5 protein-coding genes are annotated in these 8,392 nt (G+C 73.5%); 1 reads left to right on the top strand and 4 read right to left on the bottom strand.

Annotated elements, in window-relative coordinates; translation table 11 throughout:
* The 3 genes from G5C60_RS48080 to G5C60_RS48070 form a co-directional block, all read right to left on the bottom strand.
* Nucleotides 1-2,072: ABC transporter permease (locus G5C60_RS48080; protein ID WP_241267602.1), on the bottom strand; the 2,072-nt coding region annotated here is incomplete at its 3' end.
* Between the two features lie 34 nt (nt 2,073-2,106).
* The gene (locus G5C60_RS48075; RefSeq protein WP_165270180.1) at nt 2,107-5,577 is read right to left on the bottom strand and encodes an FtsX-like permease family protein; all 3,471 of its coding nucleotides are present in this window, start codon (nt 5,575-5,577) and stop codon (nt 2,107-2,109) included.
* Nucleotides 5,578-5,738: 161 nt separating this feature from the next.
* Nucleotides 5,739-6,143 carry a globin domain-containing protein gene (locus tag G5C60_RS48070; RefSeq protein WP_165270178.1) on the bottom strand — a complete coding sequence of 135 codons (405 nt, stop codon included), beginning with the start codon at nt 6,141-6,143 and terminating at the stop codon, nt 5,739-5,741.
* A 196-nt stretch (nt 6,144-6,339) separates the two neighbouring features.
* Between G5C60_RS48070 and G5C60_RS48065 the strand changes: the two genes are divergently transcribed.
* Nucleotides 6,340-7,320 (top strand): methyltransferase domain-containing protein, encoded by a 981-nt coding sequence (locus G5C60_RS48065; protein WP_206440915.1) that lies wholly within the window; start codon nt 6,340-6,342, stop codon nt 7,318-7,320.
* A 130-nt stretch (nt 7,321-7,450) separates the two neighbouring features.
* Here G5C60_RS48065 and G5C60_RS48060 read toward each other — a convergent pair.
* A partial coding sequence (locus tag G5C60_RS48060) for an FHA domain-containing protein (protein ID WP_165270176.1) occupies nt 7,451-8,392 on the bottom strand: 942 nt, incomplete at its 5' end.

Raw genomic sequence — 8,392 nt, 5'->3', positions numbered from 1 at the left:
GTGGGGGAGGCGAGGGCGGGAAGGACCGTCTTTTCGGCCTCCTTCGCGGCCTCCTTCGCGGCCTCCTTCGCGGCCTCCTTCGCGGCCTTCTTCGGGGCCTCCTGGGTGGGGCTCAACTCGCCTGCGGGGAACGCCCCCAGCTCGGTCCGCCCCGCCAGCCGCGCGTACTCCTCCGGCTCCACCCCCGCGAGCGGCACCGTCTCCGACAAGTCCCCCGGCTTCGCCTGCAACGTGATGCTCGCAGCCGTCACCTCGCGTACGCCGGACATCGAGCGGACCTGTGCGGGCAGGGAGGCCGGGAGCGGATGGGTGGCTTCGACGCGCGCGTCCGCGCCGACGGTGACGAGCGCCGCCCGGTCCCGCGCGTCCGCGACGCCCGCGAGGACGGAACCCCCGAACGCGGCGGTGGTGAGCGCGGTCAGCAGGGCGAGGAGAGGAAGCACCGTGGAGACGGAGGTGCGGCCCGCGCGGGCCAGGGAGAGGTGGCCGACCGCACCGCGCAGCCGGCCCGCGGGACGGGCCAGCCGGCGCAGGGGGAGCGGGTAGACCCGGACGAGGACGAGTGCGGCGATGACCCCGATCAACACCGGGGCCAGCGCGACGAGTTGGTCTTCCGACGCGCCGCGCCGCCGCAGGGCGAACACCGCGCCCGACGCCAGGACGAGGAGGGTGAGCTCGGCGACCGTACGGCGGCGCGAGGGACGTACGGACGTGAGGTCCTCGCGGGCACCGTGGACGCGTACGGCACGGTGGGCGGCCATGGCGCGCAGGGGGAGCACGACGCAGGCGAGGAGGGTGACCACGGCGGCGGCTGCCACGGCGTACGACAGGCGGCCGTACGGGACGGCGAACAGGGCGGCCGCGAGGCCGAGCGCCCCGGCGGGTACCGCGATCACGGCCGTCTCGGCGAGCAGGCGCCTCATGACGCCGCGCAGGGAGCCGCCGCGGGCGCGGAGCAGGGCGAGTTCGGTGCGGCGGCGGTCGGCGGCGAGACCGCCGGCCATGAGCAGAACGACGACCGCGACCGTGCCGGTGCCGAAGGCGGCGACGCCGACGAGGGGGGTGATGCCGGAGCGGAGTGCGGTGTACGAGCCGAGGACGTCGTCGAGGTCGGTGCTCACGTCGGCCATCGGGTCGGTGAACTCGCGTACCTTCAGCAGGCCCGGGCCGGATTCGAGCGTGGCGACGGCGCTCTCCAAGTCGGAGAGGTCATGCGCGGTCAGGGCGGCGGGGTCGGGGGCGAGCTGCCAGTAGCGCAGAGGGGTTCCGGGGGTGCCGAGAAGGGCCGGGGCCGCGTCCGGGGGCAGGAGCAGGGCGCCCAGCCAGTACGTGTCCATGTCGGCGATCGACCCGGGGATCCGGACGAGGGACGGGGTGCGCAGCAGCGGCTGGGTGCTCCAGTACGCGCCGTCGGGGTCGCGTGGGGTGACGATGCCGGTGACACGGACGGCAAGGGGGGCGCGTTCCACGCCGGGCACGTGGATCACCGAACCCGCCTTGATCCGCAGCTTTTCGGCGGTCTCAGTGGTGACCGCGGCCTCCACCTCGCGGGTCGCGGCGGTGACGGTGCCATGAGTGCGCGGGAGGCGTCCCTCGCGCAGGCGGGCGTGGTCGGCGAGGCCGTTCTGCGCGGCGAGCGACATCTGCGCGGGCAGTCCGCTCGGCCTCGGCAGCCAGCGCTCGGGCGTCTCGAGGGGTTTGGCGTTGCGGACGCCGTACGTGGATTGGGCGGGGTCGGGGACGAGTGGTCGTTCGACCACGTCCAGCGCCTTCGCGTACTGCTGGCGCAGGGCGTCCGGGCGCAGGGCCGACTCCCGTTGATCCTGCGGGAGTTCGGCGGCGGGCTGAGGAGCGGAGAACTGCAGGGAGGTCCGCTGGGCCGTCGCCTCCTCGGCGATCCGGCGCAGGCCCGCGTCCTCGTACCGGTCGACGGCGCGAGGGAAGACGGCGGCCAGGGATGCGGTCAGCGCGACGAGCAGGGCCAGGGCGACGGCGGCACCCGGGGCGGCGCGGAGGCGGGTGCGGGTCCAGGGGGCGACCGTGTCGCGGCTGCTCCCCGCCCATGCCGCCAAGTACCGCCGGAACCGGGTGAATCGGCCGGCCACCTCACTCACCCCCCTGACTCCGCAGCGAACTCGCCGGATCCTGGCGGCGCAGCGCCAGTACCGCCGTGACCAGCAGAGGCATGGTGACAACGGCCGTCAGCAGGACGGCCACATGGCCCGGCGGAAGCTCCACCAACACCTCCGGCACCGGCTGCGTGGCCCGCGGTGTCAGGACGATCAACGGGATCACCGCCCGGGTCAGGACTGCCCCGAGGGCCACGCCCACCACCAGCGCCAGGGCCACCAGGACGCCTTGCTCGGCGGCGATCAGGCGGGCCAGTTGGCGGCGCGGGGTGCCCAGGGCGCGCAGGATCGCGAACTCGGCGCCCCGTTCCCGCAGGGACCCCGCCGTGCTCACCGCGAAGCCGACCGCGGCCAGCGCGGCGGCCACCACGGCCGCCGCCGCGAACGCGGCCTCCGGACCCGCCCCGAAGGGATCGTCGCGCAACCGCTCGGCGATCTCGTCACGGACGACCACCTGCGACGGCTCGATGTCGGGCCGCTCACGCAACTCCGAGGCCACGCGCGCCGCACTCCCGGGCGCGGTCCGCAGCCACCACTCCGTGGGCGTGACGCTCTCGCCGTACCGCTGCTCCAACACCCGGTTCACGGACCCGAGATCGACGAGCAGCGCGCCACCCCCGGACGCGGAATCCGGCGTCCCACTGGGGGAACTCGCGTCCCCGGTCGTCGGCAGCGCCCGTACGCTCCCCACGATCCGCACCGCCACGGTCGAGCCGTCGAACGGTACGTCGACTCGTTGCCCGATGCGCGCGCCCGCCGACTTCAGGAAGCGGTCGGTCGCCAGGGCCGCTATCTCCGGTGCGGCGGGCTGGGCGACCTGCAGCCGGATCGTCAGCGACGTGATCTCGCCGTATTCATGGGGGATGTAGCCGGTGCCGTAGCTGACCGTCAGCGGTCTGCCGGGGTCCACGCGCGGGCGTTTCGGGACCGTGTCCCCCTCGGGGTCCACCGCGGTGTTGTTGGTACGGGACGCCGCCTTCCAGGAGGCGGGCTGCGGGAGCGGGTGCTTCTGGCCGTCGGCTCCCGCAGTGGTCAACTCCTCGACGGAGAACCGGTGTTGCTCGGCCCGGCCGGTCGGCTGGGTCATGTCCAGCTGTATCCCGGTGAGCGTCAGCGGTTCGGCCGCACGACCGGCCGGGGCCTCGGCGGCCTGCGCGAGGTCCAGGGTGAGGGGGTGCGCCCGGCCGTCGGCGGGGAGTTCACCGACGGTGACGCGGTACGGCACCCCGTACCGGTCCTCCAAGGTCACCGCCACGTCCGCCGTCACCTCCGAGCGGGCCCCGCCGATGGCATCGGTCGCGCGGATCCGAAGAACCATGCCCAGATGCCTGGTCCCCTTCGGCAGCGTCATGCCCGCCGCCGTCGCCCGCTCCGGCCCGAGCCCCGCCAGCAACCGCCCGACCGGCTCATCGGCCAGATCCCCGCGCAACAGCATCCCCTCACCCCCCGAGCGTTCCGCGTCCCCGGAGTCCTTCGCGTCCCCGGAGTCCTCCGTGTCCCTCGAGTCCTCCGTGTCCCCGGAGCCCTCCGCGTCCGCCGCGCCCGCCGTGTCCAGGGCCAGCACCGTCGCCGTCCGGTCGCCGGACAACGGCAGCGTCGTACGCACGGCGGGCGCGGCCTCGCGTACGCCCTCGACCTCGGAGTAGACCCCGGCCGCGCCCAACCCGTCCTCGCCGGCCCCGAGTACGCGTACGGACGTAGCGGCCTGGAAGTCCGCCTGGTCGTCCTGCGAACGGTCCCAGGAGGCGCCCTGGCCGATGGCGAGCATGCCCATGGCGATGGCGAGGACGAGCAGCAGTACGGGTCCCGCGCCGCGCATCGGGCGGCGGCTGAACTGCCAGCCCGCGAGCGCCGCGGGCAGTCCGCGCCCGCTTGCCGCCCGGCGTTCGGCGAGGCGGGCGACGGGCGGGAGCAGCCGCAGGGTGAGGACGGTCCCGGCGAGCAGGGCGAGCGCGGGCGCGGAGACGAGCAGCGGGTCGATGCCGAGGGTGCCGGATGTGTCGTCGGTGACGGCGCCGGAGGTCTGCCGGTTCAGCTGCCAGTACGCGACCGCCGCGATCACCAGCAGGCCGACGTCCGCGCCCGCCCGCACCGGCGCGGGCAGCGTCCGCGCCCGCCCACGGCCCGGCCCCTCGGTCAGCGCGGGCACGGTCACCGCCAGCGCACACCCCAGCGCCACCCCGGCGGCCACCGTCCATACCGTGCCGCCCGCCGCCGAGGTGTCGAGCCGCAGTCCGATCCGGGACAGCGTCCCCTGCCCGGCCAGCAACCGCGTCAACGGTCCGGCGAGCAGCGGTGCGCAGGCCGCGGCGGGCACGGCGAGCAGCAGCGCCTCCAGCGCGGCGAAGCCGGCGACCCGGCCGCGGGAACCGCCGCGCGCCCGCAACAGCTGTGTCTCACCGGCCCGTTCGGTACTCAGCAGCCGGGCCACGAGCAGCAGCGCGTACCCGGCGAGCAGCGCGAGCTGGAGCGCGACGATCAGCAGTGTCGAACGGGAGACCAGCAGCGAACGTTCGACACGGTCCAGCTCCTCCGGCAACGAGGTCGTGACCGCCGTGGTGCCGTGCAGGGCAGGAGACTTGAGCAGCGCCTTCGGGCCGGAGAGCGCGGCGTTCCGCAGGGCGTCGATCCGCCCCGTCGTCAGGGTCGAGAAGTCGGCGGACGCCAGCCAGGCCGAAGGCCCGTCGCTCACGCGCCCGTTCGCGCGCAGTACGGCCGGATCGGTGAGGAGCGGCCCGTACGTGGTGAAGTCGACCTTGTTGATGCCCCGGCCGCCCAGCTCGTCCAACTGCCAGTACGATGAGGTGACTTGGACGGGCCGGTACAGACCGATGACCCGGATGTGGGCCTTCGGGCCGTCGAGCCGGTCGACGAGCGTGAGGCGTGCGCCGGGCTTCAACGACAGCGCCTGCGCGGCCGCCTCCGGAAGGGCGACCTCGATCTCGCGACCGCCGCCCGTATCGCGCGGCAACCGACCCCCGACGACACGTACCTGCGAGCGGTCCAAGGCCGCGAAGTGCGTGAGATCCGGGTCGCCGGACCGTGCGGTGGGTGGTTGTAAGGACCGCGGCAGCGCGTACGGCCCCGACCGCACGAGGGTCCGCAGCGTCACCGGGAGCCCGTTGAAGGTACGCCGCGCCCCGTCGCGTACGGCCTTGTCGGCGGCCTTGCGCTCGTCCGCCGGCACGTCGGCCTCGACGATCAAGGTGGTGGCCGCGGCGCTCTCCCTGCCCGACGCGGGCGCCCCACCAGACGCGTCCGCCGTGTCCGCCCCGTCCTCAGTGTCGAGCTCAGTCTCGAGGAGCGAGTGGCGCAGGGCCGCGTCGCCGATCGCTCCGGAGTACGCGGTGAGGGTCGCCAGGACGGCGGTCGTCAGGAGGACGGTGAGCAGCGCGGCGGCCAGCAGCAGACGGTGTGCCCGCGCGCGCAATAAGACGAACCCCGTCACCCGGCCCCCCGCCGCAGTCCGGCTGCTGTCCCGGATCTCCGAGCGATGCTGTCAGAGGGATCGGGCAGCGGGTAAGCGCTTTTCGACCGAGCTTGACCGGATTGTGATCGTAAGTGGCGTCAGCCCGCTGTGTTCACCCCGCTGTGTTCATCCCGCCGTGTTCACTCCGCTGTGTTCACCATCGACGCCGCCGCGTACGTCAGGTAGTTCCACAGCGTGCGCTCGTGTTCCTCGGACAGGCCGAGTTCGTCGACGGCGACGCGCATGTGCTTCAGCCAGGCGTCGTGTGCCGCGCGGTCGACGGTGAACGGGGCGTGGCGCATCCGCAGCCGGGGGTGGCCGCGGTTCTCGCTGTACGTGGTGGGGCCGCCCCAGTACTGGATCAGGAACAGCGTGAGACGCTCCTCGGCCGGGCCCAGGTCTTCCTCGGGATACATGGGCCGCAGCAGCGGGTCCTCGGCGACACCCTCGTAGAAGCGGTGCACGAGGCGCCGGAAGGTCTCTTCGCCGCCGACCTGCTCGTAGAAGGTCTGCTCCTGAAGCGTGCCGCGCGGAATCTCTTTCACGTGGGTTGGCCTCACAAATATCGCTCGTGGTGGCCCCGGATCTTCTCGGCCGGGGGTCCGGGGGTTGTCCCCCGGGGATGGCAGCACCAATCCATGGTCTCAGACGTGGCGACCGAGGACTTGAGGCGTAGGACCACCGGCGGAACGGCGCGTTCACGCGCTCGCCTCGCGGACCGTCGCGCAGCACAGTGGAGGTATGAGCGCGCACGTCATCGATCATGGCCTGGACGACCTCGCCGCCACGGCGCGGGCGGCGCTGGTGCGCGAGATCGACGCAAGCGGGGCCTGGGACAGCGATCCGGCCTGGCGGGAGGCGTTCGAGAGCGTCCCGCGCCACCTCTTCGTGCCGTACTACTACGTCAGCGCGCAGGGCGGCCACGAGCGCCTGTGGAGAGAGGACCCCGACCCACGCAGGCGCGAGCGCTGGCTGCGTGGTGCCTACGCCGACTCCCCGCTGGCCACGCGGGTGCGCGACGGCGAACTGCTCTCGTCCAGCAGCCAGCCGTCCCTGATGGCGAAGATGCTGGCCGAGCTGGAGGTACGGGACGGCAACGCGGTCCTGGAGATCGGCGCGGGCACCGGCTACAACGCGGCCCTCCTCGCCCACCGGCTCGGCGACGACCTGATCACCACCATCGACCTCGACCCGGAGATCACCGAGTCGGCCCGGCAGCATCTGGCCACCGCCGGGTACCACCCGACCGTCGTGACGGGCGACGGTGCCCGCGGCTGCCCGGAGCGCGCCCCGTACGACCGGATCATCGTGACGTGCGCCGTGACCTCGATCCCGCGTCCCTGGCTCGCCCAGTGCAACCCAGGCGCCCACATCCTCGCGCCGATCGCCACCGGCGTGATCGACCTGCGCGTACAGGACGCCGAGCACGCCGAGGGCCACTTCCTGCTCACGCCCGCCTATTTCGTGCCCCTGCGCGGCACCGAGCGGTCCGAACCGCGGCCTCCGACCGACGGCGGCCTGCCGCGCCGAGCCGTTCAGGACGAACTCTTCCGTTTCCTGCTCGCCCTCACCGCGGGCGCCCTCGACCCGCACGAGGCCCTGGCCCTGTGGGAGCGCGAGGAACACCCGGAACGCGAGCGGTACGGGATCACGGTCAGCGGAGAGCGCGAGTGGACGTGGCTGGACACCCCGGAAGGACCGTACGCCTGGCCGCTCGCGTAACGCAGATCACATAACGCAGGCCAGTTGGCCGCGCCCCGTTTAGGGGCGCGGGGAACTGCGCGACAAGCCCCCACCGGCCCGCAGCTACATCACGGCCCGCACCCACTTCACCGTGCTTCCAGCGGAGCGCCTAGCCCCGGCGGATAGTGATCGTCGTCCACGCCCCCACATGCACCCGGTCGCCGTCCTGCAGCGGCACGGGGACGAAGGGCTGGATGGGCTCCTCCCCGCCGTTGACGGTGGTCCCGTTCGTGGAGTTCTGGTCGACGACCGCCCAGCTGCCGTCGGGCTGCTGGACGAGGACCGCGTGCTGGTGCGAGACGCCCGGGTCCTCCGGCGGCACCGACAGGTCGATGTCCGGGGACTCACCCGTGGAGTGGCGGCGGCGGCCGATCGTGATCTGGTTGCCGATGAGCGGGCGCTGCTGCTCCGGCGAGTACGCGGGCAGATTCAGGCCCGCGGCCTCGGGGCCGGAGCGCTGCATCATCGCCATGAAGTACTCGCGGTCGGGCCCGATCGTCACGCTCCAGGCCATCGGCTGCTGCTGGTACCCGGGCGGGGCCTGGGTCGAGCCGGGCTGCGGATAGCCGTAGCCGCCCTGCATCTGACCGTGTCCCGGGGGACCGCCGGGCGCACCGCCCGCCGGACCCGAGGGCGGCGAGAGGACCCAGTCGTCTTCGCCCCCGAAGGAAGGCCCGCCGGGACCCTGCGGGTGCCCTGTCTCCTGCGGATACCCGGGTGGAGCCGACTGCTGGTACGCCTGCTGACCACCGGGGCCACCCTGACCACCAGGCCCACCGAAGGGCCCGGGACCACCGGGTCCACCTGGCCCATTACCTCCCGGTCCGGGCGGCGGCGGAGCCGGACGCGAAGGATCGCCGGGGTACCCGGAGGGTACCGACGGGTCGCCGCCGTACGGCGAGAGCGGCTCGGCGGGCCGGTTCATCTGCGAAGGCCGCGAGCTCTGGTAGTCGTACGAATCATGGCCGGAACCGTGCTGTCCGGGCGGCTGCTGCTGGAATCGCAGCGCCGGGTTCTGACCACCGGGACCACCGGCCCCGGGCGGCGGGGG

This window comes from Streptomyces scabichelini, from assembly GCF_011045015.1.
Taxonomy (GTDB): Bacteria; Actinomycetota; Actinomycetes; order Streptomycetales; family Streptomycetaceae; genus Streptomyces; species Streptomyces scabichelini.
Note: the sequence above shows the minus strand (reverse complement) of the source record. Positions and strands in the feature narration are given on the sequence as shown.